The organism is Mycobacterium sp. GA-2829 (genome assembly GCF_001499965.1).
Taxonomy (GTDB): Bacteria; Actinomycetota; Actinomycetes; order Mycobacteriales; family Mycobacteriaceae; genus Mycobacterium.
This window is the reverse complement of record NZ_LQIT01000047.1, coordinates 23,734-40,272: the sequence shown is the minus strand read 5'-3', so window position 1 is coordinate 40,272 and position 16,539 is coordinate 23,734. Positions and strand designations below refer to the sequence as shown.

At 69.4% G+C, this 16,539-nt stretch carries 16 protein-coding genes; 12 read left to right on the top strand and 4 right to left on the bottom strand.

The genetic code is table 11. The annotated features are described in order from the left end of the window. Nucleotides 1-203 precede the first annotated feature (203 nt). From AU194_RS24505 to purH, 3 genes are read left to right on the top strand one after another with little or no spacing between them, the layout of a single operon-like run. Entirely contained in the window at nt 204-1,586 is a 1,383-nt protein-coding gene (locus AU194_RS24505; protein ID WP_059091869.1) for a DUF6350 family protein, read from the top strand. 10 nt (nt 1,587-1,596) lie between these two features. Next, on the top strand, nt 1,597-2,226 hold the full coding sequence (purN, locus tag AU194_RS24500) for a phosphoribosylglycinamide formyltransferase (RefSeq protein ID WP_059091868.1): 630 nt from the start codon (nt 1,597-1,599) through the stop codon (nt 2,224-2,226). Beyond that, a complete protein-coding gene (gene purH / locus AU194_RS24495) occupies nt 2,223-3,788 on the top strand; it encodes a bifunctional phosphoribosylaminoimidazolecarboxamide formyltransferase/IMP cyclohydrolase (protein ID WP_059091867.1) in 1,566 nt (521 codons plus the stop codon). Before purN ends, purH begins: the two co-directional genes overlap by 4 nt. Nucleotides 3,789-3,866: 78 nt before the next feature. On the opposite strand, the gene AU194_RS24490 is transcribed toward purH, so the two are convergent. Next, entirely contained in the window at nt 3,867-4,985 is a 1,119-nt protein-coding gene (locus tag AU194_RS24490) for a GGDEF domain-containing protein (RefSeq protein ID WP_059091871.1), read from the bottom strand. Nucleotides 4,986-5,094: 109 nt separating this feature from the next. After that, the gene (locus tag AU194_RS24485) at nt 5,095-6,339 is read right to left on the bottom strand and encodes a serine/threonine-protein kinase (protein ID WP_369804211.1); all 1,245 of its coding nucleotides are present in this window, start codon (nt 6,337-6,339) and stop codon (nt 5,095-5,097) included. Between the two features lie 136 nt (nt 6,340-6,475). Here AU194_RS24485 and AU194_RS24480 point away from each other — a divergent pair, with 136 nt between their 5' ends. Both AU194_RS24480 and AU194_RS24475 read left to right on the top strand, forming a co-directional pair. After that, nucleotides 6,476-6,847, top strand: a complete 372-nt coding sequence (locus AU194_RS24480) for a metalloregulator ArsR/SmtB family transcription factor (RefSeq protein ID WP_059091866.1) — start codon at nt 6,476-6,478, stop codon at nt 6,845-6,847. Beyond that, complete coding sequence (locus tag AU194_RS24475; protein ID WP_059091865.1) at nt 6,844-8,490, top strand: SulP family inorganic anion transporter; 1,647 nt, start codon at nt 6,844-6,846, stop codon at nt 8,488-8,490. The genes AU194_RS24480 and AU194_RS24475 overlap by 4 nt, the downstream gene beginning before the upstream one ends. Here the strand turns inward: AU194_RS24475 and AU194_RS24470 are convergent. Further along, the gene (locus tag AU194_RS24470) at nt 8,474-9,154 is read right to left on the bottom strand and encodes a FadR/GntR family transcriptional regulator (protein ID WP_059091864.1); all 681 of its coding nucleotides are present in this window, start codon (nt 9,152-9,154) and stop codon (nt 8,474-8,476) included. The two genes, AU194_RS24475 and AU194_RS24470, sit on opposite strands and share 17 nt — an antisense overlap. Then, nucleotides 9,151-9,828, bottom strand: coding sequence for a FadR/GntR family transcriptional regulator (locus tag AU194_RS24465; RefSeq protein WP_059091863.1), 678 nt, complete (start codon nt 9,826-9,828; stop codon nt 9,151-9,153). The genes AU194_RS24470 and AU194_RS24465 overlap by 4 nt, the downstream gene beginning before the upstream one ends. 187 nt (nt 9,829-10,015) lie before the next feature. Between AU194_RS24465 and AU194_RS24460 the strand changes: the two genes are divergently transcribed. The 7 genes from AU194_RS24460 (at nt 10,016) to AU194_RS24430 (ending at nt 16,539) form a co-directional block, all read left to right on the top strand. Next, entirely contained in the window at nt 10,016-10,741 is a 726-nt protein-coding gene (locus AU194_RS24460) for a transposase domain-containing protein (RefSeq protein ID WP_059091862.1), read from the top strand. Between the two features lie 127 nt (nt 10,742-10,868). Continuing rightward, nucleotides 10,869-12,182 (top strand): ABC transporter substrate-binding protein, encoded by a 1,314-nt coding sequence (locus AU194_RS24455; protein ID WP_059091861.1) that lies wholly within the window; start codon nt 10,869-10,871, stop codon nt 12,180-12,182. Between the two features lie 4 nt (nt 12,183-12,186). After that, the gene (locus AU194_RS24450; RefSeq protein ID WP_059091860.1) at nt 12,187-13,074 is read left to right on the top strand and encodes a branched-chain amino acid ABC transporter permease; all 888 of its coding nucleotides are present in this window, start codon (nt 12,187-12,189) and stop codon (nt 13,072-13,074) included. A gap of 52 nt (nt 13,075-13,126) precedes the next feature. Next, nucleotides 13,127-14,146, top strand: coding sequence for a branched-chain amino acid ABC transporter permease (locus tag AU194_RS24445; protein WP_059091859.1), 1,020 nt, complete (start codon nt 13,127-13,129; stop codon nt 14,144-14,146). Further along, entirely contained in the window at nt 14,143-14,910 is a 768-nt protein-coding gene (locus AU194_RS24440) for an ABC transporter ATP-binding protein (protein ID WP_059091858.1), read from the top strand. The genes AU194_RS24445 and AU194_RS24440 overlap by 4 nt, the downstream gene beginning before the upstream one ends. Further along, nucleotides 14,897-15,703: an ABC transporter ATP-binding protein gene (locus AU194_RS24435; protein WP_059091857.1), complete on the top strand. Its 807-nt coding sequence runs from the start codon at nt 14,897-14,899 to the stop codon at nt 15,701-15,703. Before AU194_RS24440 ends, AU194_RS24435 begins: the two co-directional genes overlap by 14 nt. Beyond that, a complete protein-coding gene (locus AU194_RS24430) occupies nt 15,694-16,539 on the top strand; it encodes a fumarylacetoacetate hydrolase family protein (RefSeq protein WP_197417730.1) in 846 nt (281 codons plus the stop codon). Before AU194_RS24435 ends, AU194_RS24430 begins: the two co-directional genes overlap by 10 nt.

Below are 16,539 nucleotides of genomic sequence, written 5' to 3'. Positions count from 1 at the left end.
AGCGGCCCGCCCACCCCTCCCACCGGTTTCCCGACCTACGGTCAGCCCCAGCAGCCGCAGCAGCAGGAGCGCGGTTCGGGTCAGGGTCAGGGCCAGGGACAAGGTCAGCCGCCGACACAGCAGTCCGGTCCCACGAACCCCTCGTGACCTGACCGCGCGTGCGTGACCAACGCGCACGCCAGCCTGTGCGAGGGGCGCAGTTAGTGGACAACCGGCCAGGCACCCGCCAGGCCCGCGATCTGGTGCGGGTCGCGTTCGGGCCGTCCGTCGTGGCGCTCGTCGTCATCGCGGCGGTGACGCTGCTGCAGCTGCTCATCGCCAACAGCGATATGACGGGCGCGTTCGGCGCCATCGCGAGCATGTGGCTGGGCGTGCACCAGGTACCGGTGTCCATCGGGGGCCGCGAACTCGGGGCGATGCCGCTGCTGCCCGTGCTGATGATGGTGTGGGGGACCGCCCGCACGACGGCGGCGGCGACGTCGCCGTACGGTTCCTGGTTCGTCACCCGCTGGGTGGTCGCCTCCGCACTGGGCGGTCCGCTGCTCATCGCCGCGATCGCGCTGGCGGTCATCCACGACGCCGCCTCCGTGCTGACCGAACTGCAGACCCCGTCGGCGCTGCGCGCGTTCGGCAGTGTGCTGGCCGTGCACGCGATCGGCGCGCTCATCGGCGTGGCGTCGCGGCTCGGACGCGGCACCCCGCTGACCGCCCGACTGCCCGCCTGGCTGCCCGAGGCGTTCCGCGCCGCGGCGGCCGGACTGCTCGCGCTGGCCGGGCTGTGCGGTGTGGTCACGACGGCGTCGCTGGTCGTGCACTGGTCGACGATGCACGACCTGTTCGCGATCACCGACTCGGTGTTCGGCCAGCTCAGCCTGACGGTGCTGTCACTGCTGTATCTGCCGAACGTCGTCGTCGGGGCGGCCGCGGTCGCGGTCGGGTCGAGCGCCCACATCGGACTCGCGACGTTCAGTTCGTTCACCGTCCTCGGCGGCGACGTGCCCGCGCTGCCGATCCTGGCCGCGGTGCCGACGCCGCCGCTGGGGCCGGTGTGGGTGGCGCTGCTGATCATCGCCGCGGCGTCCGCGGTCGCAGTCGGTCAGCAGGTCGCGCGCCGGCCCGCGCCGATCCACATCGCCGCGGCCAAACTCGTCGTCGCGTCGGCGGTCGCGGCGCTGACCATGGCGCTGCTCGGCGAGGCCGGCGGCGGGCGGCTCGGCAACTTCGGTGAGGTCGGCGTCGACCAGACCACCTTCGGCCCCGGGGTGTTCCTGTGGTTCACCGTGATCGGCGGGCTCACGGTCGCGATGACCGGCGGCATCGTCCGTCAGCCCCGTCGGGTGCGCGCCGCGGAACCGGAACCCGAGGCCGCGCCGGAACCGGCGTTCGAGCCGGACCCCGAACCCGAGGCCGACCCCGAGCCCGAGCCCGAGCTGGACATCGAACCGACCGAAGACACCGGACCGATCCGCGATCCGGAACCGGAACCGCCGCCACCCGCACCCGAAGACCCCGACGTCGATCCGGAAGACCACTTCATCGTCGACGAGACGCCCACCGACGGCGAGCCGCACCGCTCCGCCGACTAGGCTGCTGCGCGTGCAGCAACCGCTACGTGTGCCTCCGAGCGCACCTGCGCGGCTGGTCGTACTCGCATCGGGCACCGGATCCCTGCTGGCCTCGCTGCTCGAGGCCGCGGTCGGCGACTATCCGGCGCGCGTCGTGGCCGTCGGGACCGACCGGCCGTGCGCGGCCCTCGACATCGCCGCCGACGCATCGGTGCCCACCTACACCGTCCGGCTGGGCGACCATCCAGACCGCGCCGCGTGGGACGCCGCGATCACCGCGGCGACCGCCGAACACGAACCCGATCTCGTGGTGTCCGCCGGATTCATGAAGATCCTCGGGCCCGAGTTCCTCGGCCGCTTCCCCGGCCGCGTCGTCAACACCCACCCGGCGCTGCTGCCCGCCTTCCCCGGTGCGCACGCGGTGCCCGACACGCTGGCCTACGGGGTGCGGGTGACCGGCTGCACCGTGCACCTGGTCGACGCCGGGATGGACACCGGCCCGATCCTGGCGCAGGAGGCGGTGTCGGTGCGCGACGATGACGACGAGGCGAGCCTGCACGAACGCATCAAGGTGGTCGAACGGCGACTGCTGGTGGATGTCCTGGCCGCGATGGCGCAGCGCGGCGTGACCTGGACCGGACGAAAGGCGACCATAGGATGAGCGACGGACGCAAGCCGATTCGGCGTGCGCTGATCAGCGTGTACGACAAGACCGGACTGGCCGACCTGGCGCGCGGCCTGCACGACGCCGGCGTCGCGATCGTGTCGACCGGGTCGACCGCCAAGACCATCGCCGGTGCCGGCGTCCCGGTCACTCCGGTGGAGCAGGTGACCGGCTTCCCCGAGGTGCTCGACGGACGCGTCAAGACCCTGCACCCGCACGTGCACGCCGGACTCCTGGCGGATCTGCGCAAACCGGAACACGTGGCCGCGCTTCAGGAACTCGGCGTCGAGGCGTTCGACCTGGTGGTGGTGAACCTCTACCCGTTCAGCGAGACCGTCGCCTCGGGCGCCACCGAGGACGAATGCGTCGAGCAGATCGACATCGGCGGCCCGTCGATGGTGCGCGCGGCCGCCAAGAACCACCCGAGTGTCGCGGTCGTCGTCGAACCGAACGGCTACGACGGGGTGCTCGCCGCCGTCCGCGCCGGCGGTTTCACGCTGGCCGAGCGGAAGATCCTGGCGTCGTTGGCCTTCCGGCACACCGCCGAATACGACGTGGCGGTCGCGACGTGGATGGGCGCCACGCTCGCCCCGGAGGAGCCGGCGCAGGCGCTGCCCGCGTGGGTCGGCGGCACCTGGCGGCGCGCCGCGGTGTTGCGCTATGGCGAGAACCCGCACCAGCAGGCCGCGCTCTACCGCGACGAGACCGCGTGGCCGGGGCTGGCGCAGGCCGAACAGCTGCACGGCAAGGAGATGTCGTACAACAACTACACCGACGCCGATGCGGCGTGGCGTGCGGCGTTCGACCACTCCGACATCTGCGTGGCGATCATCAAACACGCCAACCCGTGCGGCATCGCGATCTCGAAGGTCTCGGTCGCCGACGCGCACCGCAAGGCCCACGAATGCGATCCGCTCTCGGCGTTCGGCGGGGTGATCGCCACGAACACCGCCGTGAGCGTCGAGATGGCCGAGACTGTCGCCGACATCTTCACCGAGGTGATCATCGCCCCGGCCTACGAGGACGGCGCGGTGGAGATCCTGTCCCGCAAGAAGAACATCCGCATCCTGGTCGCGGCCGAACCGCCCGTCACCGGCACCGAGATGCGCCAGATCAGCGGCGGTGTGCTGGTGCAGCAGCGCGATGCGCTCGACGCCACCGGCGACGACCCCGCCAACTGGACACTGGCCACCGGCGACGCAGCCGATCCGGCCACGCTGGCCGACCTCGCGTTCGCGTGGCGGACGTGCCGTGCGGTCAAGTCCAACGCGATCGTCGTCGTCGCCGACGGTGCGACCGTGGGTGTCGGGATGGGTCAGGTCAACCGGGTCGACGCGGCTCGGCTCGCGGTGTCTCGGGCCGGTGACCGGGTGCGCGGTGCCGTTGCGGCCTCCGACGCGTTCTTCCCGTTCCCCGACGGCCTCGAGACCCTCACCGAGGCGGGGGTCAAGGCGATCGTGCACCCCGGTGGCTCCATGCGCGACGACGTCGTCACCGAGGCCGCCGCCAAGGCCGGCATCACGCTGTACCTGACCGGCGCGCGGCACTTCGCGCACTGACGATCTCGCCGAGACTGCTGTCAGATCGCGTTTCGCGCCGCGAACGCGATCTCCCCGCAGTCTCGGCGGGCTTCAGCGTCACAGCGGCGGTTCGTCGTCCTTGAGCGCCCGCAGCGGCGGGCAGTTCACGTGATGGGCCTGGTTGCCGCCGGCGCGGCGGGCCACCACCACGGCCGAGCGGGCGATCTCGAGCAACTCCTCGAGCACCTGCTCGGGCGGACGCTCGACCAGCCCCTGCATGGGGGTGCTGACCACGCCGATGCTGGCCGACGTCCGCGGCGGGGTGGTGCGGATCGCGCCACGCACCCGCTCCACCAGCGCTGAGCTGTCGGTGGTCGGAAAGCTGTCGGCGATGAGGAACTCGGTCTCCGGCAGGTGCGCGATCACCGCGTTCTGCCGGGTGGTCTCCCGGAGTGTCTGCGCGGCTGCGACGCGGGCGCGCTCACCGGCCTGCTTTCCCTTGGCCTGGGTCAGCAGCGCGAAGTTGTCCAGGTCCACGACGACGAGCACGAAGAAGCGGTCGTCGTCGCGGTTGCGGGAACTGATGTAGGCGGCCGCGGCCCGGTCGAACGCCTCGCGGTTGTACAGACCGGTCAGCGGGTCGATGTCGGCGTTGAGCACGTCGATCCCCAGCAGGTGTACCAGCGCGTGGCACACCGACGGGGTCGCGACGTAGATGATGACGAGGAAGATCAGCGTCGAGATCGCCAGCGCGGGATCGCCGTCGAGCGCGACCCGCACCGCGAGCACCGATGCGGTCGCCAGCGCGACGACGAAGTTGAACGCCATCATCTTCGGCGTGTGGAAGAACGCGATGTAGCCGGCCAGCACCGCGAACGTCGCCGCACCGAACATGCCGTTGAACGGATCGCCCTTGATCAGACACGCGACGCTGATCACCAGCGCGGCCGTGATGACGAACCCGGCCGACTGGCGCTGGGACGGCCAACCCTCCCGCCACCAGCCGATCGCCATCCCGATCAGTGCCACCGAGATGACGACTGCGCCGATGCGGCCGAACGTGCCCGCCGGACCGGACGGACTGCCCAGCGACACGAGCAGGACGAGCGCGAAGCCCACGAGCGAACCCGCGACCACACGGCAGATGGTCTGCTGCGCGCCTCGTGCCGCGAGGAAAGCGGTGAGCCAGTAGTAGTGGTCGGGCTGGCGCCACCATTCGCGCATCGCGCTCGTCATGGACCCCCTTCGGTGACTGTCGTCCTTCAGCCCTTGATGAAGTCGACAACTGTCAGCTTGGTCCCGCAAACGGTTCGGCGCAACTGTCTTCCACGCGCTCAGGGTGTGATCATGATCCGGCGGCCGCCCGCCACGCCGTGTAGGTGCCCTCGTCGGCCCGGGGTGCGCTCGTCGAGGTGCCCGTCGGGGCCGGCTCCGGGTCGCCGTCGTCGTCGGAGCCGAGCAACGTCACCGCCGCGACCACCGCGGCGATCAACAGCGCGACGACGACCACCGCGCCTGCGACGACGAGACCGGTGCGGCGCCGCTTCGGCGGCGCACCGGGCGCCGGACCGTAGGACGCGCCGGGATGCGGTGTCCCGCTCGGCATCCACGGCGACACCAGCACCGGCGGACCCTGTGCGCCGGTCTGCTGCTGTGGCGCCTGCGGTGCGGAGATCGGCGGTCCCGGATACGACACCCCGGGCGGCGGTCCCGGCTGCGGCGCCTGCGGTGCGGCGGGCGCGTGGGGTGAGGCGGTGGTCGCCTGGGCCAGCGCGACCGCGAAGTCGTGGCAGGTGGGGAAGCGCGCCGCGGGATCCTTGGCCAGAGCGCGTCCCATCGCCGCGTCGAACAGCTGGAGTTCCGGACGGGTGTCGCCCAACCGCGGAGCCGGGGTGTTGAGGTGATGGCTGATGATCACCGCCGGATTGCTGTGCGGGAACGGCGGACTGCCGGTGAACAGGCGGTAGGCCGTCGCCGCGAGCGAGTACTGGTCGGCCCGGCCGTCGATGGGATGGCCCATCAGCTGTTCGGGTGCGCTGTAGCTCATCGACCCGACCGCGATGTTGCTCGAGGTGAGCCCGGTGTTGTCCTCGGCGTGGCGGGCGATGCCGAAGTCCGCGAGCAGAACTCGGCGGCGCGCCCGGTCCGGCCCGGTGAGCAGGATGTTGGCGGGTTTGACGTCACGGTGCAGCAGCTGGCGCTGGTGGGCGTAGTCGAGGGCGTCGGCGACGGCGGTCACGATCTCGATGACGTCGGCGGCGGGCATCCCGTTGGGGTAGCGGTCGGCGAGCAGCCGGGCCGCGTCGTGGCCGTCGACGAAGTCCATCGAGATCCACAGCCGGCCGTCGTACTCGCCGCGGTCGTGGACACCGACGATGTGCGGATGCCACAGGGCGGCGGCCAGATCGGCTTCGCGGCTGAAGCGGTTGCGGTACTCGTCGTCAGCGGAGAAGGAGGCGGGCAGCACCTTGAGCGCATCCTGACGCGGCAGCCGCGGGTGCTGCGCCAGGTACACCTCGCCCATGCCGCCGGTGCCGACCAACCGCACGATCGTGTAGCCCGCGAAGACCTCACCGGTTGCCAACGGCATGGCCGCAGACTACCGGCCCTGCGGCCACGGTTCGGTGTGTCGAGCACGCGCCGGTCGGGGGCGCTTCATGATGTACAGTGGTTTGCAATATTACGCAATCCATCAATTACTCATTTCACCAGCAAAGGCGCCGTCCGTGCCCAACCGCTTCCTCGATTCCCCGGAACAGCCGCTGTACGAGATCAAGGCGAACCTGTTCAAGGCGTTGGCGCATCCCGCGCGGATCCGTGTGCTCGAGGTCCTCAGCGGGACCGACGAACCGACCCCGGTCAGCGAGATGCTCGCCCAGATCGACGTCGAGCCCACCGTGCTGTCTCAGCACCTCGCGGTGCTTCGCCGCCACCACGTGGTGACCGGGCACCGCAGCGGGAATGCGGTGTTCTACCAACTCGCGCACCCCAAGATCCGGGAACTCCTGGTGATCGCCCGCACCTTCCTGGCGGACACCCTCGACTCGCAACGCGCTCAACTCGACACGCTCGCGGCGCTGCCGCCGCTGCGGTCATGAGGCCGGCGCAGTTGCTGCCCCGTCGCGCCGACTACGCGGACCTGCCCCGGTCGTGGCGGCGCGACGTGGCGGCCGGCGTCACCGTCGGCGTGGTGGCGCTGCCGCTCGCGCTGGCGTTCGGCATCAGTTCCGGGGTCGGGGCGGCGGCCGGTCTGATCACCGCCGTCGTGGCCGGAGTGGTCGCCGCGGTGTTCGGCGGCTCGCACGTGCAGGTGTCGGGGCCGACCGGGGCGATGGCGGTGGTGCTGGCCCCGATCGTCGCGTCGTACGGCGTGGGCAGCGTCGCATTGGTGACGGTGGTCGCCGGGCTGCTCGTGGCGGGCGCGGGAGTGGCGGGGTTGGGCCGCGTCGTGACGTTCATCCCGTGGCCGGTGATCGAGGGCTTCACGCTCGGCATCGCGGCGATCATCTTCGCGCAGCAACTGCCCGCCGCTCTCGGGGTGTCCGCACCCGCGGGCCAGCGCACGATCCCGGCCGCGCTGCACGTGCTGACCCACACCGACTGGGCCGCGGCCGCGCGCACGCTGACCGTCGTCGGTTTCGTCGCTGTCGTGATGGTGCTGCTGCCGAGGCTGCACCGCGGCGCGCCCGCATCGCTCATCGCGGTGCTCGGCGCGACGGTCGGCGTCGTCGCGCTCCACCTGCCGGTGACCGCCATCGGCGCGCTGCCCGCGAGCCTGCCGGCACCCGTGCTGCCGGTGTTCGACGTCGACGCGGTTCGGACACTGCTGGGTGCGGCCGTCACCGTCGCGGCACTGGCGGCCATCGAATCGCTGTTGTCGGCGCGCGTCGCGGCGACGATGTCGGCAACCGGGCCGTACCACCCCGACCGCGAACTGTTGGGGCAAGGTCTGGCGTCGGTGGCGTCGGGGCTGTTCGGGGGGATGCCGGCCACCGGCGCGATCGCGCGCACCGCCGTCAACGTGCGGTCGGGTGCGCGCACCCGCCTCGCAGCGATCGTGCACGCCGTCGTCCTGCTCGGCGTGGTGTATCTGCTGAGCGGGCCGGTGTCACAGATCCCGTTGGCCGCGTTGGCCGGTGTGCTGATGGTGACGTCGTTGCGGATGATCTCCGCCGCGACCGTGCGGTCGATCCTGCGGTCGGGGCGTTCCGACGCCGTGACGTTCGTGGTGACAGCGGTCATCACGGTGAGCTTCGATCTGATCGAGGCGGTGGTGATCGGCATCGTGGCGGCGGCGTTCTTCGCATTGCGGAACCTGGCGCAGCGCAGCGACGTAGCCCGCGAGGACCTGCCGGGCCCGCGTCACGAGGGCGACGAGCACATCGCGGTGCTGCGGATGGACGGCGCGATGTTCTTCGGCGCCGCCGAGCGCATGTCGAATGCGATCGCCGAGGTGTTGGCCGACGGCATCTCCGTCGTCATCATCCGGATGTCCCAGCTCGGCATGCTCGACGCCACCGGCGCGCGCACCCTCGCCGAGATCACCGCTGAACTCGAGACCCGGGGCATCACGGTGATCATCAAAGGTGTTCGGCCCGAGCACTTCAACGTCGTCGCCAACGTCGGTGTACTCGACTCCCTGCGTCACCGGAGCCATCTGATCGACTCACTCGACGACGCCGTCGCGCACGCCCGCGCGCACGTGGCCGACCGGCCGAGCCCGGTCAAGGCAGACCGGTGAGCAGCTGTCCCCGAACCGTCTGTAGATGGTGACGCATCGCCTCTCGGCTTCTCGCGGCATCACGGTCGAATATCGCCTCGGCGATCTCGCGGTGCTGGCGCTGGCATACCGCGTAGTTCTTCGCCGTGTACGGCTGGTTGTCCAGAGCGCTTCCGGCGAGTCGGCGCCTGCCTGATTCGACCATGTCGTTGAGCGCGGCCACCACGGAGTTGTGGGTGGCCATCGCCAGGGCGCGGTGGAAGGCGATGTCCCACTCCGCGAACTCCTCAGGGCCGCCCGCGTTCTCGCCCTCCTCCAGGCACCGTCGGATCTCGGCGAAGTCCTCGTCGGTGGCGGCGACGGCGACCAACGTCATCAGATTGGGCTCCCATGCGGCGCGGGCGTCGATGAGGTCCAGCGGGCTGATCCGCACCGGTGCCGCCACCGAGGCGGGGGAGGCCGCGCCGTCGTGGGTCAGGAAGGTACCGCGACCCACTTCGCGGGTGATCCGCCCCCGGTTCTCCAGCACGTCGAGTTGCCGTCGCACGTCGTGCCGACTGCATTCCAGCAGTTCGGCCAGGGCGCGCTCGGTCGGCACGCGGTCCCCGGGTTTCAGTGCGCCGTTGCGGATCTGGTCGTCCAGGAACTCAGCGACCGACGTGATCTGCGTGCCCGCGTTCGTCATTGCCCGGACACCACCGAGCGCACGAAGCGCAGATGGTCGGTCATCGCGGTAGCCGCCCGGCGGCGATCACGCTGGACCAGGGCCTCGACGATCTCCTGGTGTTCGCGTTCGATGGTGGCCCGGTTCTCGGGTGTGTACCCGTCACGCTTGAGCCGACCCCATACCGGGTTGTTGCGGGTGGAGTTGAGCACATCCACCATGGCCACGATCTGCGGATTGTGCGTGGCCACCGCGAACGCGTGATGCAGTGTGACGTCCCACTGCTCGAACGACTCGTAGTCGGTCGCCGCCTGTCCGCGTTCGAGGCAACGACGCAGTTCGGTGAAATCCTCCTCGGTTGCGGCCAGTGCCGCGAGCGAGACCACCTCGGGTTCGAACAGCAGGGAGGCGGTCATGATCGCCGCCGGGGCGAACGACCCTCCTACGCCCGAAGGGGAAGGCCCGCCGCCGTTGTGAACCAAGAAGGTGCCGCGCCCGACCTCACGAACCACCCGGCCCTCCCGTTCGAGTTGTGCCATCACGCGGCGCACCTGGGCGCGGGTGCACCCGAGTCGGTCGGCGATGTGTCGCTCGGCGGGTAACCGGCCGTCTCGCGGGGGTTCGGCCGCGGCGACCCACTCGTCGATGAGGCGTCGGATGTCTCGATCGATGACCGGTGTCGATCCGTCGCTCATCGGTTCCCCTTTTCGGCCTTTCGAAGTGCATCCACTGTAACCAATACCGCCGTATTGGGCGGTCCTAGCGGCACACGCGACATAACTCGACCAATGTGGCCCGATTGGTGTCAGTAACGCGTGCGTAAACTCTGGGAGGGCGACAGTCAGTTGAAATTGATTTAAGGCGGTGCCGACGGTGTCTTCGATGCGTGACCGACTGGCGCTGTGCGCGCTCGTGAGCGCGGTTCCGCCCGTCGTGGTCGACGAGGCACTGCAGGATGCGGGCGTGGTGGCCGAGCGGATCCGCACACTGCCGCCCTGGGTCACCGCCTACCACGTGCTCGGCTCGGCGATGTGCCCGCCCGCCGGATACGACGAGGTCACCGATCTGCTGTGGACGGCCCTTCCGGCGGTCACCGGACGCGGCCTGTCCCGGCAGCGACCGACCACGGGGGCGATCACCAGGGCGAGGTCGCGGCTGGGCGTCGAACCGCTGGACATATTGCTGCGGCGGCTCATCGGGGCGACCTCCGGGTGCGCCCAGTTGAACGCTGTTGAACTGCATCGATTCGATCAGCCCGGGAGGCCGGGTCTGTGGTGGATCGCCGATCCGCACACCGGATCGACGCGCGGCTGTGATGTCCGGGCGTCGGGGCTGGACGCGGCGGTGTCGTTGGTGCGATGCGCCGGGGTGTCCCGAGTCGCCGCCGCCCTGCCCGTCGAAGCCCGTGCGGCTCTGCAGCAGCGGGTCGGCGGTTCGGTGTGGGTGGACGCAGCGGCGCCGAAGCCGGCTGAGGAGACGCCGTGGAGCGGGCTGCGCGCCCGCAGCAGCGTCGCGTGGCAACAAGAAGCGCTGGCTCGCGCGTGCGTTGACGTGGCGCTGGAGTGGGCGTCGTCGAGCACCCGCAGCCAGTCCCACGTGCGTTACTAAGTCAACAGATAACACCGCTGGCGATCGACCAATTTGCGTGATTGTGTTCACGGCACAGCCCAACTTCCCTAGCCTGATTGGGCGAGGAATGGTTGAAGATTGGTTGCCGACTCACGGTGGGAGTTACATGAAGAATTCGACGAAGGTCTGGTCCAGTGCAGCGGCCGTGGCCGCTCTGCTCGCGGTGCCCGCATGCTCGGGCGGCGGAAGTGGCGGCGGTGCCGGTTCCGGCGATCCGCTGGTGGTGGGCATGCTGATGGCGTTCAGCGGTCCCACGGCGGTGGAAGGCGCCGAGGCGGTCAACGGTTGCCTTCCCGCGGCCGCGGAGATCAACGAGGCCGGCGGGGTGCTCGGGCGCGACATCGAGTGCGAGGCGTTCGACACGAAAGGAACTGCCAGCGACTCGGTGCCCGCAGCGCGGCAGATGCTGAGCACCACCTCGAATCTGTTCACCGTGCTGGGCCCCAGCACCGCCGAGGCCGCCGCGGCCGCCCCGGTGCTGGAGGAGGCCGGTCAGGTGATGTTCTCCCCGGCCGGTGACGGCCGCTTCGACCGGACCGAACTCGACCACTACTACCGCTTGATCACCTCGGATTCGGTTGGGGCGCAGGCGATGGCACTGCATTCGCAGCGGCAGAACTTCGACAAGGTCGCATTGGTGTTCGTCGGTGGCGCGTCCGCGCAGGCCAACATCCCGCCCCTGCAGGAGGCCCTGAAGGGACTGGGCGTCGGCGTCACCGAGGCTATGACGATCCAGCCCGAGCAACCGTCCTATCGCACCGAGGTGGCGCGGATCATGCAGAACCGCCCGGCCGCGATCATGTTCGAAGCCGACGCGGTCACCGCCGGCACGTTCCTGACCGAGCTGAACCAGGCCGGCGGCGGCGACATCCCGGTCGTCACGAATACCCTTGCCACGACCGGAGACTGGCAGAGTGCCGCGCTGAGCGCGTACGGCGGAGACGAGGCCCTGGCCAAGTCGCTGCAGGTCGTCGTGCGGTATGCGCAGGAAGGCGGCGCCGGCACCGAGACCTTCTTGGAGACGCTGCAGTCGCTGGAGGGCCAGGACGGTATCGATGTCCCGTCCTTCAAGGACAGTGCGTACTCCCGCGCCGCCTATGACGGGGTGATCCTGTCGGGTCTGGCCGCGACGAAGACCGACTCGGTGAAGCCCGAGGACTACAACTCGGCCATCCCCGACATCCTGGCCGCCGGTGAAGGCAAGACGGTCGTCACCGATTACGCCGAGGGCGTCGAGGCGCTCGGCAAGGGCGAGGACATCCAGTACGTCGGCGCCAACGGCGAGTACCGGCTCAACGAGTTCCACAACGTCATCGGTGCCTTCGCGTTCTACGACTGGGATCCGTCCGCCAAGCAGCTGCGGCTGGTGAGCCAGCTTCCCGCCGAAGAACTCGAGGCCCTCGCGAGCGGACAGCGCTGATCTCGTGAATCTCTTCGTCTCTGCGACGGTGTTCGGGGTGGTGATCGCCGCGGTGCTCGCGCTGGCCGCGGTCGGTTTCACCCTGCAGTACAGCGTCTCCAACGTCTTCAACCTCGCGTTCAGCGAGACGATGGTGGTCTCGGGGTTCGGCGCGCTGGGGGCGAGCCACGCCGGGCTTCCCATGGCCGGGGCGGCGCTGGTCGGCGTCGCGGCAGGCGTGGTGGTCTCGCTGCTGCTCAACCGCTTCGTGTATCAACCGTTCGCGCGGCGCGGCGTGTCGGTGTTCCAGATGCTGGTGATCAGCCTGGCGGTCAGCCTGGTGCTGGCCAACACGCTGCTGGCGCTGGTGGGTCCGATGTCGTTCCGGTACGAGGTCACCCCGACGGTGCTGTTCACGATCGCCAGCGCCGCCGTCACGGATCTGCAGTTGATCGTGATCGCGCTGGCCCTGACGGCCATGGTCGGAATGCACCTGCTGCTCAAGCGATCCCGGCTGGGTCTGGCGATGCGGGCGGCCTCGGTGGACGGCGGCCTCGCGCAGTCCTGCGGTATCGCCACCCAACGGGTCGTGGCCACCGCATGGGCGATCTCCGGTGCGCTCTGCGGTCTGGCCGGGGTGGCGCTGTTCGTCATCAGCTCGTCGTTCTCGGCCACCTCGGGACGCACGTTCATCGTGCTGGTGATCGCAGCCGCGGTGCTCGGCGGTATCGGCGACGCGTACGGCGCGATGCTCGGTGCGCTCGTGCTCGGCCTGGCGACGGAACTGACGGCGGTGTGGCTGGATCCCAGCTTCAAGATCGCCATCGCGCTGGTGGTCCTGATCGGCGTGCTGATGGCGCGTCCGCAGGGCATCCGCGCGGAGTTCTCGGCAGGGAGGGCTTTACAGGTATGACGATTCGGCGAGGAGTGGACGTGCGAGGGACGAGCACGGGAACGGATCGCGCGTGAACACAGATGTCTCGTTCTACATCGTCACGCTCGTGGTCTACGCCGCGGTCGCGGTCATCGGCTGCTGGGGCCTGGAGCTGCAGTACTCGGACACCGGTCTGCTCAACCTGAGCTACATCGTGTCGGTGGCGGTGGGCGGCTACACCGTGGCGCTGCTGTCGCTCGGGACACCGGAGGCAGAGGGCGGCACCGTCGTGCAGGAGTACTTCTGGGGTGCGTCACTGCCGTTCCCGTTGCCGTTCGTCGGCGCGGTGCTGGCCGGCATGTTGATATCGCTGCCGATCGGTCTGGTCGCGTTGCGGCGGTTACGTTCTGACTATCAGGCCGTCGCGATGCTCTCGGTGGCGCTGATCGCCGGCGCGCTCGTGGTGGCGATGCCGGGGTTGCTCGGCGGCGGGCACGGGTTGTACCTCATCCCGGCTCCGCTCAAGCAGGAGTTGGGTCTGCGGTCCGACGAATATTCCTGGCTCTACGCCGGATTCGCGGTACTGCTCACCGCCCTTGCGGCCTGGGTGGTGCTGCGGGTCTCCCGGGCGCCGCTGTGGCGGGTGCTGCGTGCCGTGCGGGAGAACCCGGAGGCCGCCGACGCCCTCGGCATCAACGTGACCCCGGTACGGTTGGCGGCGTTCGCGGTCGGCAACGGTCTCGGTGCCCTGTCCGGTGCCGTCCTGGCCTCGTTCATCGGCACGTACGCACCGTCGGACTGGTCCTACCAGGAGACCCTGATCCTGATGGGCGCGGTGATCGTCGGCGGCGCAGGGAACCGATTCGGCGTACTGCTCGGCGCGCTGCTGCTGCCGGTGGGCCTGACCGAGGCGACGCGTTACCTGCCTCAGTTCGGCGCACCGGGCACGGTCGACGCCCTGCAGTACGTGGTGGTGGGCGTGGTGATCATCGCGTTCCTGTGGTGGCGTCCGCAGGGCGTATTCCCTGAGCGCAAGCGCACGTTCGGTGTCGATGGGAATCCGGTGCCGTTCTGGCAGCGGTCCGAAGCCAAACAGGAGGTCACGCGATGACCGACGAACACATCCTGACCATCGAAGGGCTCACGGTCGCCTACGGCAAGAACCGGGTCCTGGAGAACGTGTCACTGCACGTGCCCCGCGGCAAGATCACCGCGGTGGTCGGACCCAACGGGGCGGGCAAGTCCACCTTGCTGCACGCGTTGGCCGGCACCGCGCCGGTGGAGGCCGGCAGCGTGCTGCATCGCGGCCAGGACATCGCAAAGCTCCTGCCGTACAAGCGATCCCGCCGCGGCATCATGCGGACCTTCCAGATGCCGGCCGACTTCGGACGCCTGACCGTGCTGGAGAACCTGGTGCTCGCGGACCGGTCGGTGGGCGGCACCGGCTTCCTGCAGGTGTTCACCCGGCCCAGGCGCAGCTGGCTGCCCGCGCAGCGGGACGCGGTGGCACGGGCTCGGGCGCTGCTCGCCGAGTTCGGACTCGACGCCAAGGAGAACGACTACATGGGTGACCTCTCCGGAGGTCAGCGACGGATCCTCGAACTGCTGCGGGCGGTCACCACCGACCCCGAGATGCTGCTGCTCGACGAGCCGTTCGCCGGTGTGCACGCCAGCATCATCGAGCGCATCTCGGAATTCCTGATGCAGCTGCGAGGCCGGGGCATCAGCATCCTGATGGTCGCCCACGAGCTCGACGCGGTGGAACGCCTGACCGATGCCGTCGTGGTGATGGCCCGCGGCCGGGTGCTGTTCGAAGGATCCATGGCGGCGGCACGCCGCGAACAGGAAGTGGTGGACGCTTATGTCGCCGGATGACACCCGAACTGATTCCGCCACAGCCGTACTCGGCGTCCGCGATCTCACCGTCGGTTACCACGGTGTACCGATCGTGCACAACGTCAGCCTTGAGCTGGTCGCCGGCAACACCGCGTGTGTGGTCGGCCCCAACGGGTGCGGAAAGAGCACGCTGCTCAAGGGGTTGGCGGGACTGGTCAAGCCGATGAGTGGCACCGTCGAGCTCGCCGGGCGGGGCGACATCACCGGCATGTCGACGGCCCAACGGGCCGCCAGCGGTGTGGGTTACGTCCCGCAGATCGACGACGTCTTCAAGCCGCTGACGGTGGAGGAGAACATCGTCATCGGTGGATACACGCTGTCGCGGGCCAAGGTCGCGGCCAACAAGGAACGCGTGCTCGAACTGTTCCCACGGCTGAAATCCATGCTGAAGCGGCACGCCGGTGTGCTCTCCGGAGGGGAGCGCAAGATGCTGGCGATGGCGCGGGTGCTGATGCTCGAACCCACGGTGCTGCTGCTCGACGAGCCGACCGCGGGTCTGACCGAGGAGATGGCCTCCCGGCTGCTCGACGAGCAACTCGCCGAACTCAAAGCCAGCGGCATTGCCGTGCTGCTGGTGGAACAGCGCGCCAATCTCGCCATGGCATCCGCCGATTGGGCCTATGTGCTTGCCACCGGGCGCGTTCGCCGGTCGGGGTCGGCGGCCGAACTGCGGGCCGACCCCAGTTTCTCGCACATCTTCCTCGGCGGAACCGAAGAGGCCCTTCTGGCCGCCGCCGAAACCAACACCGAAGGAGAAGTCCGTTGCAGTTAGTTCAATTCGTCCACCAGGGTGCCACGCGGTGCGGATACCTCGAGGGGGACGAGATCGTCGGCGTGGACTGGTCACTGCGCGACGCACTGGTGCTGCTGACGGCCGGGCAGGCTGAGCGCATCACCGGGGCGCGGACCGGACGGGTACCGCTCGCCGACGTGGTCCTACTGCCCCCGGTGACCCCGTCGAGCCGAATCTTCTGCATCGGGATCAACTACCTCGACCATCAGCAGGAATCCATGGACGTCTTCCTGGCGACCGTGCCGAAGGCGCCGGTGGTCTTCATGAAGGACCTGTCCACGATCGCCGGCCCCTTCGACCGACTCGACCTGCCGAGTTCGCTGTCGGTCGAATTCGATTGGGAGGCCGAACTCGGCGTGGTCATCGGTGCTCCGGCCCGCAACGTGTCCGAGGAGGACTCCTGGGACGTGGTGGCCGGCTACACCGTCGTCAACGATGTGTCGGTGCGCGACCGTCAGGTTCGGCACGTGCAGTGGACACTCGGCAAGAACGCGCCGGCCTCCACCCCGATCGGCCCCGGCATCGTCGACCGCGACACCGTCGGCATCAAGCCGGACATCGAAGTGACCTGTCGGGTCAACGGCGTGGTGAAGCAGAACGCCTTCACCCGGGACCTGATCTTCGACATCCCGCGATTGATCGCCGAAATCTCACAGGTGACACCGCTTCTGCCCGGCGACATCATCGTCAGCGGCACCGCGGCCGGTGTGGGCTTCAAGCGCAATCCGCCGGAGTTCCTTCGCGACGGCGATGTCGTCGAGGTCGAGATCGCCGGTGTCGGAACCATTTCCAACAAGGTCAGGACGGACTGCTGA